Source organism: Pseudomonas sp. AM14(2022) (genome assembly GCF_036346455.1).
Taxonomy (GTDB): Bacteria; Pseudomonadota; Gammaproteobacteria; order Pseudomonadales; family Pseudomonadaceae; genus Aquipseudomonas; species Aquipseudomonas putida_A.
In genome coordinates this window covers 191,020-210,677 of record NZ_JAOTNY010000011.1, presented here as the reverse complement: position 1 = coordinate 210,677, position 19,658 = coordinate 191,020, and the positions used below count along the sequence as shown (strand labels likewise).

The window sequence follows — 19,658 nt, the reverse complement described above, 5'->3', positions numbered from 1 at the left end:
TCATTGAATCACTGACGACGAGACCCTATGGCCACTCCCAGCGCTAGCTCTTATAACGCCGACGCCATCGAAGTCCTCTCGGGCCTCGACCCGGTGCGCAAACGCCCCGGCATGTACACCGACACCAGTCGGCCGAACCACCTCGCCCAGGAAGTCATCGACAACAGTGTCGACGAAGCCCTGGCCGGCCACGCCAAATCGGTGCAGGTCATTCTGCACGCCGATCACTCGCTTGAGGTCAGCGACGATGGTCGCGGCATGCCGGTCGACATTCACCCGGAAGAGGGTGTGTCGGGTGTCGAGCTGATCCTCACCAAGCTGCATGCGGGCGGCAAGTTTTCCAACAAGAACTACCAGTTCTCCGGCGGTCTGCACGGGGTGGGTATTTCCGTGGTCAACGCCTTGTCGACCGAAGTCCGGGTGCGCGTGAAGCGTGACGGCAACGAATACCAGATGACCTTCAAGGATGGCTTCAAGGCCACCGAGCTGGAAATCGTCGGCACCGTCGGCAAGCGCAACACCGGCACCAGCGTGTACTTCGCGCCGGATCCGAAATACTTCGACTCACCGAAATTCTCCATCAGCCGCCTCAAGCACGTGCTCAAGGCCAAGGCTGTGCTGTGCCCAGGGCTGCTGGTCAGCTTCGAAGACAAAGGCACCGGCGAGAAAGTCGAATGGCATTACGAAGACGGCCTGCGCTCCTATCTGGTGGACGCGGTCAGCGAATTCGAACGCCTGCCGGACGAGCCGTTCTGCGGCAGCCTCGCCGGTAATAAAGAAGCGGTGGACTGGGCGCTGCTGTGGCTGCCGGAAGGTGGCGACGCGGTGCAGGAAAGCTACGTCAACCTGATCCCGACGGCGCAGGGCGGTACCCACGTTAACGGTTTGCGTCAGGGCCTGCTGGATGCGATGCGCGAATTCTGCGAATTCCGCAGCCTGCTGCCACGCGGGGTGAAGCTGGCGCCGGAAGACGTCTGGGAGCGCATCGCTTTCGTGCTGTCGATGAAGATGCAGGAGCCGCAATTCTCCGGCCAGACCAAAGAGCGTCTGTCGTCCCGTGAAGCGGCGGCATTCGTCTCCGGTGTGGTCAAGGACGCCTTCAGCCTGTGGCTCAACGCCAACCCGGAAACCGGTTTGGCGCTGGCCGAACTGGCGATCAACAACGCCGGTCGCCGCCTCAAGGCAAGCAAAAAGGTCGAGCGCAAGCGCGTCACCCAAGGCCCTGCGTTGCCGGGCAAACTGGCTGACTGCGCCGGACAGGATCCGATGCGTTCCGAGCTGTTCCTGGTCGAAGGTGATTCCGCCGGTGGTTCCGCCAAGCAAGCGCGGGACAAGGAATTCCAGGCGATCCTGCCGTTGCGCGGCAAGATCCTCAATACTTGGGAAGTCGACGGCAGCGAAGTGCTTGCCAGCCAGGAAGTGCACAACATCGCCGTGGCCATCGGGGTCGATCCGGGCGCGGCAGACATGAGTCAACTGCGCTACGGCAAGATCTGCATCCTCGCCGACGCCGACTCCGACGGTCTGCACATCGCGACGTTGCTCTGCGCGTTGTTCGTCCAGCATTTCCGCCCACTGGTGGACGCCGGTCACGTCTACGTGGCGATGCCGCCGCTGTACCGCATCGATCTCGGCAAAGAGATCTACTACGCCCTCGACGAAGCCGAGCGCGACGGGATTCTCGACCGTCTGGTGGCCGAGAAGAAACGCGGCAAACCGCAGGTCACCCGATTCAAAGGTCTGGGTGAAATGAACCCGCCGCAATTGCGTGAAACCACCATGGACCCGAACACCCGGCGCCTGGTGCAGTTGACGCTGGGCGATGATTTTGCCGAAACCTCGGAAATGATGGACATGTTGCTGGCGAAGAAACGCGCCGGTGACCGCAAAACCTGGCTCGAATCCAAGGGCAACCTTGCCGAGGTGCTGGCCTGATGCGGTTTGGCTGGGCCTTGGCGGGTGCATTGCTGCTGAGTGCGATGGGCGTGTCGGCGGAGCCGCTGCAGGAGTTGCGCGTGCTCTCGGAACATCCGGTCGAAGGCATGCGTGGCGGTAACCTGTCGGGACTGGCCATGTGTGGCAGCGAGTTGTGGACGGTGTCGGACCGCGATGACGATCAGATCTATCGGCTCAATACCGCCGATCAGGTCTGGCAGGCCGAAGCCTTGCACATCGACGTACCGCTGGTGCCGGAGACCGGTTTGCCGTGGGGATTGCGCTCGCGCAATTGGGCCGCGTCGTTCGTGCGCGGTGGCGACCTGGATTTCGAAGGCATCAGCTGCGACAGTGCCGGCAATCGCTACATTGTCAGCGAGGGCCACGCGGCGGTCTTGCAGGTGCCCGTCAGCGGCCCGGTCAACTGGCTGAAGATTTCGCCGATGATGGTTCGCGAAGCGCGGGCCAGTGGCATGCTCCTGCATTTCAATGCGATCTTCGAAGGTCTGGCGATCAACCCGGCGGGCGATCAGATGTGGCTGGCCGGCGAACGGCAAAACCGCGGCTTGCTGCTGATCAAGCGTCAGCAGACGGTGTGGGATTGCGACGGTCGTTGCGTGCTGCTCAGCGAGGGCGGCAAGGAGATGCAGCCGCCGCAGTTCCCGCACGCCAAAGCGGTCGACCGCGACTTTTCCGACCTTTCGTTGTTCAACGGCAAATTGTTTACCCTTGAACGCAACGCCTTCCAGATTTGTCGGCGCGATGCGCAGACTGCCAAGGTCGAGCGCTGCTGGTCGTACGCCGCTGAACTGTTGCAGGCCAACCGCCGTTACTCGCAGAACTTCGGGTTGGAAGAAGCATTGATCGTTGACGCTGAGGGTGCGTGGGTCGGCGTCGACAATAATTTCGGCCCCCGCGCCGACGGTGAGGTTCGCCCGATCGTCTGGCGCTTCGCCGCGCCTGAAGGTGGCTGGAGCGCCAAGCCGTGAGTCAGCAACCGCCGGGCAAGCGCGCCGGCCGGGTATTGATGATTCTGGCCTGGTGCGCGGGGCTGTTTCTGGCCACGCGGTTTTTCGGCCAGTGGGAAGAACGTCAGCAGAATCCGAACGTGGTGGTCACGTCCGAGCAGCATGGTGGCGTGATCGAAGTGAAGCTGGCCGGCAACACCCAAGGGCATTTTGTCGCCAGCGGCCAGATCAACGGTGAGCCGGTGGAGTTCATGCTCGACACCGGTGCCACCGATGTGGCGATCCCGGCGGATCTGGCCAAACGGTTAAAGCTGGAAGAAGGTTTCGGCGTGACCCTGAGCACGGCCAACGGCCTGAGCCAGGGCTACCGGACAAAGATCGACCGTCTGCAACTGGGCGACATTGTGCTGCGGGACGTCCGCGCGCTGGTGGCGCCGGGGCTGCATGGCGATCAGGTGCTGCTCGGCATGAGCGCCCTAAACAAACTTGAATTTACCCAGCGCGGTGGCACCATGTTGCTGCGCCAGACAACGAACCGATGAGGCCCGCATGAGCGACTCCCTTGATCTCAGCCTGGACGGTGTAGAACGCCGCTCGCTGGCTGACTTCACCGAAAATGCCTACCTCAACTACTCCATGTACGTGATCATGGACCGTGCCCTGCCGCATATCGGCGACGGCCTGAAACCGGTACAGCGGCGTATCGTCTACGCCATGAGCGAACTGGGGCTGGACGCCGATTCCAAGCACAAGAAATCGGCGCGTACCGTCGGTGACGTGCTCGGCAAGTTCCACCCGCACGGCGACTCGGCGTGTTACGAAGCGATGGTGCTGATGGCGCAGCCGTTCAGCTATCGCTACACGCTGGTCGACGGCCAGGGCAACTGGGGTGCGCCGGACGATCCGAAGTCCTTCGCCGCCATGCGTTACACCGAAGCACGCCTGTCGCGCTATTCCGAAGTGCTGCTCAGCGAGCTGGGCCAGGGCACGGCCGACTGGGGGCCGAACTTCGACGGTACCCTGCAGGAGCCTTTGGTTCTGCCTGCGCGCCTGCCGAACATTCTGCTCAACGGCACCACCGGTATCGCCGTGGGCATGGCCACCGACGTACCGCCGCACAACCTGCGCGAAGTCGCCACTGCCTGCGTGCGTTTGCTCGATGAGCCGAAAGCCACGGTCGAGCAGCTCTGCGAACACATTCAGGGCCCGGACTATCCGACCGAAGCGGAAATCATCACGCCGCGTGCCGACCTGCTGAAAATGTACGAAACCGGCAAGGGCTCGGTACGCATGCGCGCCGTGTACCACGTCGAGGACGGCGACATCATCGTCACCGCGTTGCCGCACCAGGTCTCCGGGGCCAAAGTGCTGGAGCAGATCGCCGCGCTGATGCAGGCCAAGCCGTCGAAAGCGCCGCAGATCGCTGACCTGCGTGACGAGTCCGACCACGAAAACCCGTGCCGCATCGTGATCATTCCGGTCAACAGCCGCGTCGATCACGAAGCGCTGATGCAGCACCTGTTCGCCAGCACCGAGCTGGAGTCGACCTACCGGGTCAACGTCAACATCATCGGTCTGGATGGCAAGCCGCAACTGAAGAACCTGCGTGCATTGCTGGTCGAATGGCTGGAGTTCCGCGTGCTGACCGTGCGGCGCCGTCTGCAATTCCGCCTCGACAAGGTCGAGCGTCGCCTGCACCTGTTGGACGGTTTGCTGATCGCCTACCTCAACCTGGATGAAGTGATCCACATCATCCGCACCGAGGAGCACCCGAAAGCCAAGCTGATCGAGCGTTTCGCCCTCAGCGAGATCCAGGCCGACTACATCCTCGACACCCGCCTGCGGCAGTTGGCGCGTCTGGAAGAGATGAAGCTGCGCGACGAGCAGGACGAACTGCTCAAGGAGCAGGCCAAGCTGCAAGCCCTGCTGGGCAGCGAAGCCAAGCTGAAGAAGCTGGTGCGCACCGAGCTGCTCAAAGACGCTGAAACCTATGGCGATGACCGTCGTTCGCCGATCGTCGAACGTGCTGAAGCGAAAGCGCTGACCGAACACGATCTGCTGCCGAACGAGAAAGTTACCGTCGTGCTGTCGGAAAAAGGCTGGATCCGTTCGGCCAAAGGCCATGACATCGATGCCACCGGCCTGTCGTACAAGGCGGGTGACGGCTTCAAGACCTCGGCGGCGGGGCGTTCCAACCAGTCTGCCGTGGTGATTGACTCCACTGGCCGCAGCTATTCGGTCGCCGCCCACACCTTGCCGTCGGCGCGTGGCCAGGGCGAACCGTTGACCGGCCGTCTGACCCCGCCACCGGGTGCGACCTTCGAATGCGTGCTGATGCCGGAAGACGATGCGCTGTACGTGATCGCCTCCGACGCCGGTTACGGTTTCGTGGTCAAGGGCGAAGACCTGCAAGCCAAGAACAAGGCCGGTAAAGCCCTGTTGAGCTTGCCGAACAACGCCAAGGTGATCGCGCCACGTCCGGTGACTGATCGCGAGAATGACTTGCTTGCCGCCGTGACAAGCGAGGGGCGGATGCTGGTCTTCAATATCAGCGATTTGCCGCAGTTGGCGAAGGGCAAGGGCAACAAGATCATCGGTGTACCGGGTGACCGTGTCGCCAGCCGTGAAGAGTTTGTCACGGACATTGCTGTGATTCCCGCGGGTGCAACCTTGATCCTGCAAGCAGGCAAACGTCCGTATAAACTGAAAGCTGAAGACCTCGAACACTACAAAGGTGAGCGTGGACGGCGTGGCAACAAGCTTCCACGTGGCTTCCAGCGGGTCGATGCACTGCTCGTCGAAAACCTCAATTAGGCGAAAACGCCCATCTAGAGGCGTCGATCTACGATTTAACGCGTAGATCGACGCTTTGGCGCTGGAGTCGGAACGCATATTCACGGATGATATGGCCTTTCCAAGCGCCGGCGTGGCCGAGCGTTCTTCATATTTATTGAGTATTTTCACTGTGGTCAGCCTTGTGGCGGCCACCTGGACGGGATGATGACTGCTCTGCGCCCCCTTATTTTCCTGCTCGCCGGCGTTTTGGGCCTGGCGGGTTGCAGCGTTCACCAGCCGGTGTCGCTGTATCAGCTGGACAGCGGAAGTCCGGCTCAGCCTGCGCAAAGCACAGGCATGGCGGTTTTGTTGGGTCCGGTAGTCATTGCTGATTACCTGCAACGTGAAACTTTGCTGCAACGTCAACCGGACGGCAGCCTGCAAGCCTCGACCGACGGTCGCTGGGCGGGCAGCCTTTCGTCGGATATCGATCAATTGCTGATGCGTCAGGTGGCCGGTCATCTGGACAGCCAGCGTGTGGTATTGGCACCCGCCACTCTGGGATTTGCCCCGGATGTGCAGGTATTGCTGACCATCACGCGTCTGGACTCCGGTGAGAAGCAACCGGCGATCCTCGATGCACAATGGCGCCTGATCGACCGTCGTGGTCAGGTGCGCGATAACCGCATCGTTCATCTGCAGGAGCTGCATGCCGGCACCACGGCTTCGCAGGTGCAGGCGCAGGGGATTCTGCTGCAGCGTCTGGCCGAGCAGTTGTCGGTGGCGCTCAAGCCATTGGCCAACCAGCCTCCGGTGGCCGAAGCACCGCGTAAGGCAGCGTCTAAACCGGCAGCGCCGGCGGCGGATGCAGAGAAGCAGCCGAAGATTCCGATGGCTTCGCCGATTCGCACGGATATGGAAGTGTTCCGCTTCTGAGTCTGAATCAGAGTCAAACCAGAGCCCGCCTTGTGCGGGCTTTGTTGTTTCTGGGGGGCTGGAGGACAGTTGTCGTCAGTGCTGACGCCTTCGCGAGCAAGCCCGCTCCCACATTTGATCAGCGGCGGGCACACACCCTGTGGGAGCGGGCTTGCTCGCGAAGGGGCCGGAACAGGCGCCATAAAAGATCGCAGGCAACAAAAAAGCCCGCAGACGATCGCTCGTCTGCGGGCTTCTGTGTTTCAGGCCTAAGGCTTACGCCCGGCGCTCATGCATCCGCGCCAGTTGTCGCTCAAGCATCGACGGATACGGCTCCATCAAGCGCTCGACACAGCAAGCGCCTTCCGGGCTGGCGATCGGGCGGATCCGCGCTCGCTGACGAATCAGCGCATCGTCACCGATCTTGCGCTCGACCAGCAGCAGGTTGCGACTGTGTTGCGACAGGGCCAGGGCATCCTGAGCCGAATCGGTCAGCAGCAGGTCGATCTGGCTCAGGCCGAACAACTCGTCGCCCAAGGTCAGGCCCAGTTGCAATTGCAGGGTGATGCCGCTGTCGGCGACTTCGATCTGCAACTGATGGCCCAGCGCCCGCAGCAACTCGCCGCAGCAGATGGCGTTGGTCAGGTAGTCGTCACCGCTGTCTTCGGTGTGGAACAGCATCAGTGTGCTGCCATCGTTCAGGGTTTCGATTTCGCCCTGATACAGCGAAGCGGCCTGATCGAGACAATCGCGATAGCGCTCCAGCAACTCTTCCAGGCGGGCACGCGGCAGGCGCCGCAGTTGCTCTTGCGAACCCAGCTGGATCGCCAGCACCGCGCTGTGCTGCGGCACGCTTGGTGTCGCTTTACGCGGCGCCGGAACAGCTTCGGTCAGCGACTCGTCGCGCAGATCGGCAAACGGGTCTTCGTCGTCATCATCGTCTTCAACGGTGCTGACCATGTGGCGCGGCGCAGGCTTTTGCGCGGCCATCGGGCGGGTTTCGTCAAAGCTCGGGTCACGCAGGTTGCGCACTTCGAACTCTGGCTCATCCTCTTCCTCGAACTCGGGTTCCGGCTCTGGCTCAGGCGCAGGCTCCGGAGCGTAGTTGGCGTGCAGCTGACGCGCCAGATCGCCGATTTCGTCCTGACGATCTATGCCCGGCGTGTGTTCGTCGATGCGCCGCAGCCAGACGCGCAATTGCAGCAACGGCGTCGATAGATAGCGCCCCATGCGCAGGCTCAGGGCCAGCGACAAGGCCAGCAGGATCGCACTGAGAATGCCCATGCTCTGCAGGCTGATGGTCATCGGCTGCTGGAACTGATCCATGTCCAGGCTGATGCGCAGTTGCCCGGCAGTCACGTCCTGGAAGGTGATCTTGCTCTCGTACATGCCCTCGGCTTCGCCCAGCAGGCTGTGCTTGGGGCGCTGACCGGATTCGGCGAGAATGCGGTTGTCCACGCTATAGATAGCGGCGTGTGCCACCAGCTTGTTCTTGGTCAGGTTGTTGAGCAGCACGTTGAGGCTGAGGATGTCGTTGGACACCAACAGTTCAGTGGCAGAGGTGGCGGTCTGCGTGGTCAGGCTTTCGCCCAGCGCATCGGCCTGCTCGTGCATGGCCTGCTTGAACTGCAAGCCCATCACCCCGGCATAGATCACCAAGGCCAGAGCGACCAGGATCACGTTATGGCTGGCAATGCGCAATGCAATCGGCACACGGCGGTGGCGCAGTGCACGGAAGATCAGCAGGAAGAAGTTATCGGTTTTAACTGGCGTGGGCCGGTTCACTGAGCTCGGCTCTTTTGTCCGTGAAGTTGACGCGCAGTATAGCGACAGGCCCTAGACCGGCAAAGCGCTCGCGGTGCCCGATGGTCACTGAAAGTGGGTAGAATGCGGTTTTTTTCCAGTTGCGGGGGTGCGCGTTGCGCGAAATCGTCCTGATTAACATCACGGGAGTCGACCGTCCGGGTCTGACTGCGGCCATTACCGGCGTTCTGGCACAAGGTGGTGTGAACATTCTCGACATTGGTCAGGCGGTGATCCACGACACCCTGTCGTTCGGCATCCTGGTCGAGATTCCCGACTCCGAGCAAGGCAAAGCCGTGCTCAAGGACATCCTGTTCAAGGGTTACGAGCTCGACCAGCAGGTGCGCTTCACCCCGGTGTCCGAAGAGGATTACCAGCAGTGGGTGGGCAATCAGGGCAAGAAACGCCACATCGTCACCCTGTTGACCCGCAAAGTAACCGCCGGCCAATTGCAGGCGGTCAGCTCGATCACCGCCAAATATGGCCTGAACATCGACCATATCGACCGTCTGTCGGGTCGCATGCCGCTGGACACTCCGGCGGACAAGGGCAAGGGCTGCATCGAGTTCTCCGTGCGTGGTGAAGCGGCTGATCCGCAGGCGCTGCGTGCCGAATTCCTCAGCGTTGCGCAGGAGCTGAACGTCGACATCGCCTTCCAGGAAGATTCGCTGTTCCGCCGCAACCGGCGTCTCGCGGTGTTCGACATGGACTCCACGCTGATCGAAGCCGAAGTTATCGACGAACTGGCCAAGGCCGCCGGTGTCGGCGAGCAAGTCTCGGCCATCACCGAGCGCGCGATGGCCGGCGAACTGGACTTCCGCGCCAGTTTCAAAGAGCGCCTGGCGTTGCTCAAAGGTCTGGATGTCAGCGTGCTGGACTCGATCGGCGCTTCGCTGCGCCTGACCGAAGGCGCCGAAACCCTGTTCGCCGAACTCAAGCGCCTGGGCTACAAGACCGCGATCCTGTCCGGCGGCTTCACTTACTTCGCCAAGCAGTTGCAGGCCAAACTCGGCATCGACTACGTGTTCGCCAACGAACTGGAAGTGGTCGACGGCAAGTGCACCGGCGTGGCCATCGAGCCGATCGTCGATGCGCAGCGTAAAGCGGATCTGCTGAAGGAACTGGCGCACAAGGAAGGCTTGCGTCTGGAGCAGACCATCGCTGTGGGCGACGGCGCGAATGACCTGCCAATGCTGGCGCTTGCCGGGCTGGGTGTGGCGTTCCGCGCCAAGCCGCTGGTCAAACAGTCGGCGAAGCAGGCGATTTCCACCCTTGGGCTGGATGGCGTGCTGTATCTGCTGGGCTTCCGCGATCGCGATGGGCAGCTCTGACATCTCTATCGTCTGACTGGCCTCTTCGCGAGCAGGCTCGCTCCCACAGTTGAAATGCATTCCAGTGTGGGAGCGAGCCTGCTCGCGAAGGGCTCAACCCGATCTAAAGCGACTTCCACAACGAATCAAAATCCTCCTCGCCCCCGCCATTCTGCGCGGCCTCCAGCGAGCGATAGGCAAACTGATTGAAACTGTGCGTACTCGCCACCCGTCGATCCAGCCCGGCGCGGTGTTCCTCGCCGTGGGTGTTGATCAGCACTTTATTGCCTTCCTGAAACGGCAGGCGCGGGGCGAGCAAGGTCGCGGGCAAGTCGATGGCGCTGATCTCCGGTAGCAGCAGACCGCGCAAATACTGACTGTGATCATCTCGCGAGCGCACCAGTTGCAAACCGCAAGGTTCGGCGTGTGGCGCCACCAGTTCTATGCCCATTTGCGGCCCGCTGCCGCGCACCTGACGAATCCAGCGCACCACCGCAATGCTCCAGCCCTGATTCGCACTGTCCTGAATCCCGAGCATTTCCCCGGCCTGCAATTCGGCGGGTACTTCACTCGGCCACGCCAGACAATAGCCGCCGGGACTGTGGTTGATCACCGGCAAGCTGTAGGTCGGATAGTGTGGAGGGCTGTCCGCGTTGCTCTCGTCTTCGCCCAGATGGTCGTACTGGATTTCTTCGTAGGGCAGCAACTCCTCAGTCCCGCCCTGCGGTGCGGCGTCGAAGGCCTGGCTCCAGCTGTCCTTTTCGCCCTGGACCACGACGCGACTGAAATTGGCCGCGCGAGCACCGGGATGTTTGAGCAGTTCGCTGAAGCTGCGTTCGCCGCCCAGGTAAAAGTGCAGGGCGCTCATGCCGACACAAACAGTCAGGTTGCCTTGACCGGCGGTGCGCTGAAAACTGCGCTCAGCGGCCTGGCCCCAACTGGCGTGCAAATGTTGCAGGGTATCGAGGCTCAGTCCTGCCGGGATCGGCAACGGCGTCGACGTCTCCTGCTGCAGTAAATGCGCTTCGATCACGTTCACCAGCGGTTGCGGATCGAAGCCCAGCAGTGCGCCCTGTTGTTCTTTGCGAAACATGCTGCGGTAGCGCGGGCCGGCGTCCAGTTCAGCGCTGATGGCGAACAGTCCATCCTGCGGGCTGCCGGGATGCAGCTTGAGCAGGGCACTCCACGGCTCCAGCACTTCGGCCAGCCGGGCGATCTGGTTCTGGCGCAGTTGATTGCAACGGGCGCTGCCCAGCAGCAGGGCGGCAATATAGGTCTGTTCCAGGCTCAGTTCGCTGCTCAGGCTCGCCAGATCGTCATGCACCCGACGCTGTTGCAACTGCAAGGCGCAAGCGCAGCGATACAACTGATGCAGCTCGAACCACAGATGTTCCGGCGGCGGGCTGTACAGCTGCGTCGCCCGCAGCAGTTGCCCCTTGAGCACATGCGCGGCCCGTTGCAGGGCCTGACTGACCAGTGCCGCCCGATCCTTGTGATACTTGGGGACAATGCGCAGAACGATCTGCTTGTAGCCGATAGCCAGATGACTTTGCAGCGCCTGGCACAAGTTGCTGATCTTGCGAGAGCGCTCATCGAGCATGATTGCCTGATGCAGAAAGTGCCGCTCCAGATGCTGGCAGACGAAGTAAACCTCGGGGCGCAGCAGCTCCAGCAGTTGCAGGCGATTGTCACTAGGGGTGAGCAATTGGTTGAGTTCGCCCAGGCCTAGGTACAACTGGCGGGCGGTTTCGCCGATGTTGGCCTTGGGCAGGCCGGCGATCCAGCGCTTGAGATCGCGCGGGGTGGCTTCGCAGAACGACAGGCGCGTTTGCGTCGGGATCGGGGCGCGCAGGGAGGGTTGGGGGCGTGACTCACTCATGCCGTGACTGGCTCCAGCGGCGAAATTGGCAACACCAAGAACTCTAGCAGCTGTAGTCTGTTTCGCCGGATGGCGTCAGGCTTTTTGACCACTGGTCTGCTGGCCGGATGCCATTCAACAAGCCCTACTAGTCTCTCAGACGTGCGATCGGAAACGCACGGTTGCACGGCCTGCCGTCAACCTCGGGCAGGTCTCCCGAAACTTCAAGGAGATGAGGTTCATGTCTAAATATGCAGTGGCAAATCAATGGGGCGGTAGTTCGGCACCGTGGCATCCGGGTGGAACCTGGGTGCTGGGCGGGCGGGACAACCAGCAAGTCGTCGCCATCGAGATCAAGTCGGGCGATGGCGGCAAAAGCTTCACCGGCACCATGACTTACGCCGGCGAAGGCCCGATTGGCTTCAAGGCGCAGCGCACCGGTCAGAATCAATACAACGTCGAGAACCAGTGGGGTGGCAATGATGCCCCATGGCATCCGGGTGGCAAGTGGGTGATCGGTGGACGGGACAATCAGAACGTTGTCGCGTTGAGCGTCACTTCCAGCGATGGAGGGAAAAACCTCAGTGGCACCAATACCTACGCCAACGAAGGGCCGATCGGCTTCCGTGGGCAGATAGAGTAACGGCGCCTCCCAGGTCGTGTCCGCCCCTTCACAGACGTGTGAAAGGGCGGATCAGCCGGCTCAGGCCGTCGGCAGGGCCAGAGCCTGGCCCATTTGCACTGGCGAACCCGCCACCAGTTCTTCAGCCCATTTCACTTGATCCGGGCCAAACAGCACGATCGCCGTCGAACCCAGTTTGAAGCGCCCCAGTTCCGCACCTTTTTCCAGATGAATCGGCGCACGGGCGGCTTCGTCGTAGCGGAAGGTTTTCAGTTCGCGCTTCGGTGGGGTGACCAGACCGGCCCACACGGTTTCGATCGAAGCGACGATCATCGCGCCGACCAGCACCACGGCCATCGGCCCGCGTTCGGTGTCGAAAATGCATGCTACACGCTCGTTGCGGGCGAACAGCTCCGGAACGTTTTCCGCAGTGGTCTGGTTGACCGAGAAGATCCGGCCCGGGATGTAGACCATCTCGCGCAGGGTGCCGGCCAGCGGCATGTGCACGCGGTGATAATCCTTCGGCGACAGGTAAATGGTGGCGAAGTCGCCGCCCATGAACGGCGCGGCATTCGCCGTGTCACCGCCCAGCAGTTCCAGCACGCTGAAGCTGTGGCCCTTGGCCTGGAACACCCGACCGTGTTCGATCGGGCCGAGCTGGCTGACCGCACCGTCGGCCGGGCTGAGGATCGCGCCCGGGGTCTGATCCAGTGGCCGCGCGCCGTCTTTCAGGGCTCGGGTGAAGAACGCGTTGAAGTGCTCGTAGGCGGTCAGGTCTTCGACCAGCGCTTGCGACATGTCCACCTGATAACGCTTGGCGAACCACTGGGTGAAGGCATTCTTGAACCAGCGCACGCGGCACTCGGCAACGCAGCCGGCCAGGCGCGACAGCAGGTGATGAGGCAGCAGGTACTGGCTGAGGATAAACAGACGCTCTTTCATTAGTTGTCCTTAGAACCTTGAATCTCGACAGGCGTGTCAGGGTGGTTGCCCCATTCGCCCCAGGAACCGGCGTAGCCCTTGACCCGCGGATAACCGAGGGACTTGGCCACCAGATAAGTGAAGCCCGACCGGTGATGGGTCTGGCAGTGGGTAATGATTTCTTTGTCCTTGGTGATCCCGAGGTCTTCGAGGATCTGCGGCATGTCCGTGCGAATCCGCAGCTGACGCGCCTTGTCCATGCCGGCGGTCCATTCGAAGTTCACCGCGCCGGGGATGTGTCCACCCTTGGCGGCCAGGACTTTCTCACCGGAATATTCCAGCGGCCCGCGTGCGTCCCAGATCGCCAGATCGGCGGCGCCGAGACGGCTTTGCAGGTATTCGCGGGTTGCCGTCGGCTCGTCATGCAGGGTCAGCGCCACCGGCTCACCCACCGCAGGCGGAACCTGGATCGACATCGGCATGCCCGCTTCCAGCCACGCCGGCAGACCGCCGTCGAGGTAGTGGTATTTGTCGTGACCGATCACGTCGAGCAGCCAGATGAAACGCCCGGCCCAGCCACCGCCCTCGTCGTCATAGACCACGTACACCGCGTCTGGACGATGGCCCAACTCACTGAACAACGCTTCCAGATCGGCTTTGGCCGGCAGCAGCCCCGGCGCCGGCGGCTGGCCGAGCTGGGTGCGCTTGGGGTCGACAAAACGTGCGCCGGGCAGATGGCCCTCGGTATAGCGGGCGGCACTGGTCAGGTCCACCAGAATCAGTTCGCTGGCATCCAGCCGAGGGAGCAGGTCGCTCGGTTCGATGACGAGCGGCAAGCCAGAGAAGTCAGACATGTGAGGTCTCCAGAGCACAAAGGGGGGGATTGTAGCGCAGCCTCATCGACCACGGCTGCTAAAGCTGTGCAGGGCCTTTTCGATGCACTGCGCGGTTTTGCCGAAAGCCTGCACGCTGATGTCGGCGAACGGCCCACCGCCCTGGTCGGCGACGACGATCATGATCACCCGGCCGTTATTGACCAGCGAGCGCAGGAACAGATGCTCGCCACGGAACAGCGCACGCAGGCCCGGCGGTAACAATGCGGAAAATTGTGCGTTGTTCTCGGGGTTGATCCGCACCTGTGCCTGTTGGGCGAGCAGGCGCTGCAAGACTTTGCTCTGACTGACGACAAAATTCAGCGCGGCGGCTTCCTTCGGCAAACCGAAGGTCTGGTTCACTCGCAGATTCGATTGCGTGCGGTCGGCCATCAGAATCATCACCCGGCGCATGCCGCTGGCGACCAGCGCATCACGGGCGGCGACGGTCAGGCTCATGGCATTGGTGAAGCGGCTCGGCTCGGCCAGCAGTTCGGCGCATTGCCGGCGCCATTGAGTCAGATCCTCGGCATTCGGCGCCGCCGCCGGCAGCATCCCGGCCGGCAAGCGATGGGTGCCCCATGGCCATAATAATGAAACGGCCGGGTGCCACAGATCGGGCATGGCATGCTGGCGCGCGCTGTTGGCGGCTTGCTGGTGCAACTGCTGCTGCACTTCGTCCATCGAGATTTGCAGATAAAGGCTGGTCAGGTACTGCCAGCGCTCGCTGTGCGGACTGTCCCAGGCCTGTTGTGCCGACAGCGCCAGGCCGTTGGCCAGCAACACGGTGTTGGCCGGCTGGTTGAGCCAGCGGCGCAGGGTCGGATCGTCGTCGAGGCGATTCTGCTGGCGCAACGGATGTTCGCTGTCGCGGGCGATGCGCAGAACTTTCACCAGTTCGCGCTGTTCGCTGAGCAACAGTTTATAACCCTGCTGCACCCAGATCGGCAGGTGCCAGACTTGTACCAGCGCTTCGGCGATCTTCAGCAGGCGCACGCCAAACAGTTGCTTCTCGACCGTGCGCGCCGATTCGCCCTTGTGGATAACCCGCAGCTCCCACTCTTCGAGCAATTCGGGAAACGTCAGCGCCAGCGGCCATAACGGCGACAGAAACAACAGGCTGCCCCAGTGAATGTCCTGCCACAGGCGCGCCAAACGACTGGCAAAAAAACCGTTGGCCTGTTGCGTCGCGTGCTGACTGATCATCTGCAGTTGGCGCAGGGCCTTGGGGATCTGCATCTGCGGTTCGACGGGCAGACGTGTGAGCAATTCTTCGGTACGCGCCAGGCCCAGACGGTTGATCGCCACCTCGAGATTTTCCGCCGGAGCGGCCATGGTGCCGTGGGTGTGACGATTTGCCTCACGGATGATGCTCAAGGCCAGCGCCGGGCTGTCCTGCATCAGGTCGGCGATATCGCGCAACGAGCTGCGGTTGTCGCGGATCGCCCGGCAAACCTTGTCGTGCGCCTCTTGCGGCACGGGCAGGCGCACGCCATCGAGCAGTTTGACCCAGCCCTCGAGCGTGGTCGGTTTTGCGTGTGGGACGTTCGTTTCATTAGCCATGTCTGGACGAGATCTTCACTGACTGTAGACGCGCCCGGCATGGGCTAAATTGGCTTTTCGCCTGAACTGGCTATAGTCTGGCGCAGTTTTGCCGATAAGTAGAAGAAGAGATTTTTTAACTTCCGAATATGACCTTGAACCCGACTTAAATAAGTACTTTCTACCTATGGCTAAAATTATCGGCATCATCGTCGTATTCGCGAGCGTGCTCGGCGGATACGTGCTCTCCCACGGCAAAATTGCCGCCCTGATCCAGCCCTTCGAGGTGATGATCATCGGTGGTGCGGCCCTCGGTGCATTCCTCCAGGCCAACCCCGGTTACATGACGATGCACGTGCTCAAGAAATCCCTGAGCATGTTCAGTTCGCGCTTCAGCCACACGTTCTATCTGGAAGTGCTCGGCCTGATCTACGAGATCCTCAACAAGAGCCGCCGCGAAGGCATGATGGCCATCGAAGGCGACATCGAAGACGCTGCCGCGAGCCCGATCTTCGCCAAGTACCCGGCCGTGCTCAAAGACGAACGCATGACCGCGTTCATCTGCGATTACCTGCGCATCATGTCCTCCGGCAACATGGCTCCGCATGAGCTGGAAGGCCTGTTCGACATGGAACTCTACAGCCTCAAGGAAGATCTCGAGCACCCGTCCCATGCGGTGAACGGCATCGCCGACGCCATGCCCGGTTTCGGTATCGTCGCGGCGGTACTGGGTATCGTGGTGACCATGGCGTCGCTGGGTGAAGGCGATCAGAAGTCCATCGGTCTGCACGTGGGTGCGGCACTGGTCGGTACCTTCTTCGGTATTCTCGCGGCCTACGGCTTCTTCGGGCCGTTGGCGCATTCCCTGGCGCACGATGCCAAGGAAGAACTGAACGTCTACGAAGCCATCAAGGCCTCGCTGGTGGCGTCGGCTTCCGGCATGCCGCCATCGCTGGCCGTGGAGTTCGGGCGCAAGGTTCTGTACCCGGCGCACCGTCCAAGCTTTGCCGAGCTGGAACAAGCCGTTCGCGGTCGCTAAGCCATGGAAAATAATCAGCCGATAATCATCAAGCGCGTCAAGCGCATAGCCGGTGGGCACCACGGCGGGGCGTGGAAAATCGCCTTCGCCGACTTCGCCACGGCGATGATGGCGTTCTTCCTGGTGTTGTGGCTGCTGTCCACCGCAACGCCTGAGCAAAAGATCGCCATCGCCGGTTACTTCAAGGACCCGGTCGGCTTCTCCGAAAGTGGCACGCCGTACATCATTGATCTGGGCGGCACGCCGACCCTGGCCCCAGAAAACACCCTCAACCCTGAGGTGAAGTCGCAGCCGCAACCGGACAAGGTCACGGTCGACACCGAACAGGTCGAAGGCATGGCCGAGCAGGTCGAGAAAGAGCGCCTGGAGCTGTTGCTGCAAGAACTGCAGAACAAGGTCGACGAGAACCCGCAGCTGCAGAAGTTCAAGGATCAGATCCTGTTCGAGATCACCCCGAACGGCTTGCGCATTCAGATCATGGACGCGGAAAACCGGCCGATGTTCGACTCGGGCTCCGCACGCCTGAAGCCGTACTTCGAAGACATCCTGCTGGCCATGGCCGACACCATCAAAGCGGTGCCGAACAAGATCAGCATCAGCGGCCACACCGACGCCAAGCCGTACACCGGCACCGGCGATTTCGGTAACTGGGAACTCTCGGCCAACCGTGCCAACGCCGCGCGGCGTGCGCTGGTGGCAGGCAGCTATCCGGATTCGCAGGTGGCGCGCGTGGTCGGTTACGCCTCGTCGGCGCTGTTCGACAAGGAAAACCCGTTCAACCCGGTCAACCGCCGCATCGACATTGTGGTCCTGACCAAAAAGGCCCAGGCCGCCATCGAAGGTTCGCAAGGTGCCGACGCGGCCAAGCCAGCGGCCGAAGATCAGAACGGCGCCGCTCCGGCGACGCCGGTCGATCCGAACGCGCTGCCGGCGGATCAGCAACCGGTGCCGGCGCACGAGTTGCGCGAACGCTTGAACCTGTTCGACGACGCCGCACCGAAACCGGCAGTGCCGGGGACTGCGGCGCCAGCGCCAACAGCTCCGCCAGCCGCTGCACCGGCCCCTGCGCCGAAGCAGTGAGCGACAAAAAAGCCGACAGTGATGTCGGCTTTTTTGTGGCTGTCGATTGGCCTCAGAAACCGCGCCGAATTCGGTTCTTCAGTTGTTCATGGAAAAGATCGGCGTTGCGCTTATAGGTGCCGCTGAAGGATTCGTTGCTCGAATCCAGCGTCATCGAGCGCTTGCTCGATACTTCTTCACGATAGGCATCGATGAAGAAATTCAGATCACTGGCCGTGCTCAGCTTCGGCCACTTGTCCAGATACTCCGGCAGCTTTGCCGGCCCGGTGCGGAACGAGCAGATCCGGCGGTTGCTGATGGTCGCTTCGCCGATTTCGAACGGCACCCACCACGACAGTGCGGTTTTCTCCGAAACCACCGCCAGCAGGTGCGTGCATTCGGTGATGTTGCGGGTGATAACCCCGGTGATGTCGTCGGTGGTCTGCGATTCTGGGTCGAGCACGTCGAGGTAGGTTTTGATATTGGCCTGCATCAATTGCGCATTGATCGCCATGGCCTGCGGGCGATCCATGTGGCGGTAGCTGATGAATACGGGCATCAGAAGTGTCCTTTGAGGGCGAGTTCACGGTAATAGGCGCCGAGCGCCGTGAGGCGGCAGCCCGTGGAGTTAATGGCGGCGTAGTACATGTGCTCGGCATCCACCGGTTCGATCAGGCTGTGGCGATTGCACATTTGCAGTTGCTTGAAGATGTCGCCGTGTTCGGGGTCGAACAGTGCTTCGGTGGGCTCGTAGCTGGGATCGAGTCTGAAAACGAAGCTCGGCTCCGGGAACCAGTCCTTGAGTTTGCGCAAGGTTTCCTCGGCAATCAGCGGCGCGACTTCGCGCAGCGGTACGAACTGCGAGACATTGGTCTTGAACACCGGACGCTGTTCCCAGGCGCCCAGCGCATTGTCGACAAACGAGTAAACGCTACCGGGGGTGACCTTGCCGAGTACGTTGGCAGCGCCACCGTGCAGCGCTTGCAGCAACAGATCCGTGAATACGCCATGACCGCGACTTTCCAGGGCGTACTGCTCTTTTTTGCAGGCCGTGAGAATGGTCATGCCTTCGCCGATCACACTGCTGCCGCCACGCAGATTGCGCATGGCGCCTGCTGCGCCGGCCTGGCAGCAATCGAGAATGATGATTTTGTTCTTGATGTGCGGGGCCTTGTCCGCCCACTCCAGAATGTCGCTGATGCGGATCCCGTCTCCGCCAGGCTGATAGTCCTGGGGAATCAGGAGTCCTTCGTCGATGCTGGTGTCAAACTGACCATGGCCGGCGAAGTACAGCAGTGCCACGTCACAATCGCCTGAGAACAGGCTCTGGATCTGCTGTTTCATGTGGCTGAGCGTGAGTTTTTCTTCGGCTGAAGTCAGCACTTTGCTGCTGAAGTTCGGTCGCCCGTTGGCATGACGCTCCAGCACCGACGCCATGGCCATGGCGTCGTTGTTACAGCCGCTCAAGGGCGAGACGTGGTCGTAGTGGTTGATGCCGATAAACAGTCCCTTGCGCATGGTTACACCGCCGTGTGCTGACGGATCGCACCGATGATGCTGTTGGTGTTCCACGCGCACTCGGCGTGAGCCGCCTCACGTACTACCGTGGAAATGCGCTCGGCGCCGAACGGCTTGATCGCGATGATCACCTTACCCATGCGCTTGGCGATCTCGATTTCCTTGTTGATCCACTTGCTGTAAGTCGAATACATCCCGGCCATGATCAGCACCGCCGAGCACGGGCGAATCTTGTTCTCGATGGCTTCTTCGAGTTGCTTGTCGGTCTGCGCGCCCATGATCGGGTTGTGCGGCGGCACGGAAAAATTCTTGAAACTGAAATCCGGTCTGGCGCCGAGCAGGCGCACCAGATTGTCGTGAGTGTGGGCGTAGTTCCACGAATGGCTGATGAACAAATGGTAGGTCTGCATGGGGTTCCTCGAAGGTCGCGAAGGTGCGAAGGAGGACCCCAATCTAGGCATCTGACGCGAGCCTACAAGGGCTGGGCGGTGAAAGAGAAATGTCCTGCAAACAGGTGCGAA

General features: G+C 61.5%; 17 protein-coding genes. 9 read left to right on the top strand and 8 right to left on the bottom strand.

Features of this window, described 5'->3' with window-relative positions; genetic code table 11:
- Positions 1–27 precede the first annotated feature (27 nt).
- From parE to V3W27_RS21205, 5 genes are all read left to right on the top strand, one after another.
- Positions 28–1,935: a DNA topoisomerase IV subunit B gene (gene parE, locus V3W27_RS21225; protein ID WP_007967400.1), complete on the top strand. Its 1,908-nt coding sequence runs from the start codon at positions 28–30 to the stop codon at positions 1,933–1,935.
- On the top strand, positions 1,935–2,924 hold the full coding sequence (locus V3W27_RS21220) for an esterase-like activity of phytase family protein (RefSeq protein WP_098966918.1): 990 nt from the start codon (positions 1,935–1,937) through the stop codon (positions 2,922–2,924). The genes parE and V3W27_RS21220 overlap by 1 nt, the downstream gene beginning before the upstream one ends.
- Positions 2,921–3,445: a retropepsin-like aspartic protease family protein gene (locus V3W27_RS21215; protein WP_330207448.1), complete on the top strand. Its 525-nt coding sequence runs from the start codon at positions 2,921–2,923 to the stop codon at positions 3,443–3,445. Before V3W27_RS21220 ends, V3W27_RS21215 begins: the two co-directional genes overlap by 4 nt.
- A gap of 7 nt (positions 3,446–3,452) precedes the next feature.
- Entirely contained in the window at positions 3,453–5,717 is a 2,265-nt protein-coding gene (gene parC / locus V3W27_RS21210) for a DNA topoisomerase IV subunit A (protein ID WP_096794754.1), read from the top strand.
- Between the two features lie 186 nt (positions 5,718–5,903).
- Positions 5,904–6,614, top strand: coding sequence for a PqiC family protein (locus V3W27_RS21205; RefSeq protein WP_330207447.1), 711 nt, complete (start codon positions 5,904–5,906; stop codon positions 6,612–6,614).
- 255 nt (positions 6,615–6,869) lie between these two features.
- Here the strand turns inward: V3W27_RS21205 and V3W27_RS21200 are convergent, their stop codons facing one another.
- Entirely contained in the window at positions 6,870–8,378 is a 1,509-nt protein-coding gene (locus V3W27_RS21200) for an AhpA/YtjB family protein (protein ID WP_330207446.1), read from the bottom strand.
- Positions 8,379–8,512: 134 nt separating this feature from the next.
- Between V3W27_RS21200 and serB the strand changes: the two genes are divergently transcribed.
- Positions 8,513–9,727: a phosphoserine phosphatase SerB gene (gene serB / locus V3W27_RS21195; protein ID WP_330207445.1), complete on the top strand. Its 1,215-nt coding sequence runs from the start codon at positions 8,513–8,515 to the stop codon at positions 9,725–9,727.
- 103 nt (positions 9,728–9,830) lie between these two features.
- Here the strand turns inward: serB and V3W27_RS21190 are convergent, their stop codons facing one another.
- Positions 9,831–11,585 carry a molecular chaperone gene (locus V3W27_RS21190; RefSeq protein WP_330207444.1) on the bottom strand — a complete coding sequence of 585 codons (1,755 nt, stop codon included), beginning with the start codon at positions 11,583–11,585 and terminating at the stop codon, positions 9,831–9,833.
- A gap of 220 nt (positions 11,586–11,805) precedes the next feature.
- On the opposite strand from V3W27_RS21190, the gene V3W27_RS21185 reads away from it, so the two are divergent.
- On the top strand, positions 11,806–12,207 hold the full coding sequence (locus tag V3W27_RS21185; RefSeq protein ID WP_027611401.1) for a lectin OAA family protein: 402 nt from the start codon (positions 11,806–11,808) through the stop codon (positions 12,205–12,207).
- A 60-nt stretch (positions 12,208–12,267) separates the two neighbouring features.
- Here V3W27_RS21185 and asd read toward each other — a convergent pair whose 3' ends face one another.
- From asd to V3W27_RS21170, 3 genes are read right to left on the bottom strand one after another with little or no spacing between them, the layout of a single operon-like run.
- Positions 12,268–13,128 (bottom strand): archaetidylserine decarboxylase, encoded by an 861-nt coding sequence (gene asd, locus V3W27_RS21180; protein ID WP_027611402.1) that lies wholly within the window; start codon positions 13,126–13,128, stop codon positions 12,268–12,270.
- A complete protein-coding gene (gene rhdA / locus V3W27_RS21175) occupies positions 13,128–13,961 on the bottom strand; it encodes a thiosulfate sulfurtransferase (protein WP_330207443.1) in 834 nt (277 codons plus the stop codon). The genes asd and rhdA overlap by 1 nt, the downstream gene beginning before the upstream one ends.
- Before the next feature lie 42 nt (positions 13,962–14,003).
- Positions 14,004–15,542: an HDOD domain-containing protein gene (locus V3W27_RS21170; protein ID WP_330207442.1), complete on the bottom strand. Its 1,539-nt coding sequence runs from the start codon at positions 15,540–15,542 to the stop codon at positions 14,004–14,006.
- A 166-nt stretch (positions 15,543–15,708) separates the two neighbouring features.
- On the opposite strand from V3W27_RS21170, the gene motA reads away from it, so the two are divergent.
- Entirely contained in the window at positions 15,709–16,560 is an 852-nt protein-coding gene (gene motA, locus V3W27_RS21165) for a flagellar motor stator protein MotA (RefSeq protein ID WP_007952169.1), read from the top strand.
- A 3-nt stretch (positions 16,561–16,563) separates the two neighbouring features.
- Positions 16,564–17,640: a flagellar motor protein MotB gene (gene motB / locus V3W27_RS21160; RefSeq protein ID WP_096794759.1), complete on the top strand. Its 1,077-nt coding sequence runs from the start codon at positions 16,564–16,566 to the stop codon at positions 17,638–17,640.
- Between the two features lie 52 nt (positions 17,641–17,692).
- Here motB and V3W27_RS21155 read toward each other — a convergent pair whose 3' ends face one another.
- Genes V3W27_RS21155 through V3W27_RS21145 form a run of 3 tightly spaced genes read right to left on the bottom strand, consistent with a single transcriptional unit; the run spans position 17,693 to position 19,547 of the window.
- Entirely contained in the window at positions 17,693–18,178 is a 486-nt protein-coding gene (locus V3W27_RS21155) for a toll/interleukin-1 receptor domain-containing protein (RefSeq protein ID WP_027611406.1), read from the bottom strand.
- Positions 18,178–19,137: a caspase family protein gene (locus V3W27_RS21150; protein ID WP_096794760.1), complete on the bottom strand. Its 960-nt coding sequence runs from the start codon at positions 19,135–19,137 to the stop codon at positions 18,178–18,180. The genes V3W27_RS21155 and V3W27_RS21150 overlap by 1 nt, the downstream gene beginning before the upstream one ends.
- Positions 19,138–19,139: 2 nt before the next feature.
- The gene (locus V3W27_RS21145) at positions 19,140–19,547 is read right to left on the bottom strand and encodes a TIR domain-containing protein (protein WP_330207441.1); all 408 of its coding nucleotides are present in this window, start codon (positions 19,545–19,547) and stop codon (positions 19,140–19,142) included.
- Positions 19,548–19,658: the final 111 nt, after the last annotated feature.

Coding starts and splice junctions, on each gene's coding strand:
- parE (WP_007967400.1), top strand. CDS start 28: ATGGCCACTCCCAGCGCTAGCTCTTATAACGCCGACGCCATCGAAGTC.
- V3W27_RS21220 (WP_098966918.1), top strand. CDS start 1,935: ATGCGGTTTGGCTGGGCCTTGGCGGGTGCATTGCTGCTGAGTGCGATG.
- parC (WP_096794754.1), top strand. CDS start 3,453: ATGAGCGACTCCCTTGATCTCAGCCTGGACGGTGTAGAACGCCGCTCG.
- V3W27_RS21205 (WP_330207447.1), top strand. CDS start 5,904: ATGACTGCTCTGCGCCCCCTTATTTTCCTGCTCGCCGGCGTTTTGGGC.
- V3W27_RS21190 (WP_330207444.1), bottom strand. CDS start 11,585: ATGAGTGAGTCACGCCCCCAACCCTCCCTGCGCGCCCCGATCCCGACG.
- V3W27_RS21185 (WP_027611401.1), top strand. CDS start 11,806: ATGTCTAAATATGCAGTGGCAAATCAATGGGGCGGTAGTTCGGCACCG.
- asd (WP_027611402.1), bottom strand. CDS start 13,128: ATGAAAGAGCGTCTGTTTATCCTCAGCCAGTACCTGCTGCCTCATCAC.
- rhdA (WP_330207443.1), bottom strand. CDS start 13,961: ATGTCTGACTTCTCTGGCTTGCCGCTCGTCATCGAACCGAGCGACCTG.
- V3W27_RS21170 (WP_330207442.1), bottom strand. CDS start 15,542: ATGGCTAATGAAACGAACGTCCCACACGCAAAACCGACCACGCTCGAG.
- motA (WP_007952169.1), top strand. CDS start 15,709: ATGGCTAAAATTATCGGCATCATCGTCGTATTCGCGAGCGTGCTCGGC.
- motB (WP_096794759.1), top strand. CDS start 16,564: ATGGAAAATAATCAGCCGATAATCATCAAGCGCGTCAAGCGCATAGCC.
- V3W27_RS21155 (WP_027611406.1), bottom strand. CDS start 18,178: ATGCCCGTATTCATCAGCTACCGCCACATGGATCGCCCGCAGGCCATG.
- V3W27_RS21150 (WP_096794760.1), bottom strand. CDS start 19,137: ATGCGCAAGGGACTGTTTATCGGCATCAACCACTACGACCACGTCTCG.
- V3W27_RS21145 (WP_330207441.1), bottom strand. CDS start 19,547: ATGCAGACCTACCATTTGTTCATCAGCCATTCGTGGAACTACGCCCAC.